The organism is Rhizobium sp. M10 (assembly GCF_002531955.1).
GTDB lineage: Bacteria > Pseudomonadota > Alphaproteobacteria > Rhizobiales > Rhizobiaceae > Rhizobium > Rhizobium etli_C.
In genome coordinates this window covers 1-1,128 of record NZ_NWTA01000077.1, presented here as the reverse complement: position 1 = coordinate 1,128, position 1,128 = coordinate 1, and the positions used below count along the sequence as shown (strand labels likewise).

Sequence of the window (1,128 nt, the reverse complement as noted above, 5' to 3'; positions counted from 1 at the left end):
AGGGAACCATCATCGTCCTTGCCGTCGTCATCGATCAATACAGGCGATCAAAACAAGCAAGAGCGTGAAGCGCCGACTGCGCTTCGGCGAGAAAAATTCCGCCCAGAGAAGATGGCGTTCAACGAATTGAAGAGAGAAGCAATGTCTGGTTTGCAGCTACCACAGGATAAACTGATCGAGGTCTATCGCAGCATGCGGATGATCCGCCGCTTCGAGGAGCGGGTGATGGACGAGATGGCGACCGGCGACATTCCCGGTAATACCCATCTTTATGCCGGTGAGGAGGCAAGCGCCGTCGGGGTTTGCCTGCATCTCGACGAGGGCGACTACATCTCCTCCACCCATCGCGGCCATGGTCATTCGATCGCCAAGGGCGTCGATATCGACAGCATGATGGCGGAACTGTTCGGCAAGGCGAGCGGCACCTGCGGCGGCAAGGGGGGGTCGCAGCACATCGCCGATCTGCGCAAGGGCATGCTCGGCGCCAACGGCATCGTCGCGGCAGGTGCGCCGATCACCTGCGGCGCGGCCCTGAGCGCCAAGCTTCTCGGCACCAGGCACGTCGCCGTCGCCTTTGCCGGCGACGGCGCGATGAACGAGGGCGTCATGTCCGAGAGCTTCAACCTTGCCAAGATCTGGATGCTGCCGATCGTCTTCGTCATCGAGGACAATGGTTTCGGCGAAGCCACCGCCAACGAGCACGTCTCCGCCGGCAGCTTCACCCGCCGCGCCGAAAGCTTCGACATCCCCGCCATCGAGGTGGACGGGACGGATGTGTTCAGCGTCTATGAGGCGGCCGGCGAGGCCGTTGGGCGCGCCCGCAACGGTGGCGGGCCGACGATGCTGCATGTCCATGTGCCGCGCTATTACGGCCACTATAGCGGCGATCCCGACAACTACCGCACACCGGAGGAAAAGGCGGCGATGCGCCGGGAGCGCGACTGCCTGACCAACTTCCGCAAGCGGGTCGCCGAGGTGTCGCTGCTCGAGGCGGCCGAACTCGACGCCGTCGATCAGGCGGTTGACGCCGAAATCAACCGCGCCGTCGCTGCCGCGCGGGCCGCACCCTTCCCGCCCTTGTCGGCTCTGACCACCGACGTCTACGTCAAGTATCTGTAAGGACGACGA

The 1,128-nt window shown here is 63.6% G+C and carries 1 protein-coding gene; it reads left to right on the top strand.

Annotated features, from left to right (window positions below; genetic code table 11):
* The first annotated feature begins 141 nt into the window (after window positions 1–141).
* Window positions 142–1,119 (top strand): thiamine pyrophosphate-dependent dehydrogenase E1 component subunit alpha, encoded by a 978-nt coding sequence (locus tag CO671_RS33095; protein WP_097609251.1) that lies wholly within the window; start codon window positions 142–144, stop codon window positions 1,117–1,119.
* Window positions 1,120–1,128 lie beyond the last annotated feature (9 nt).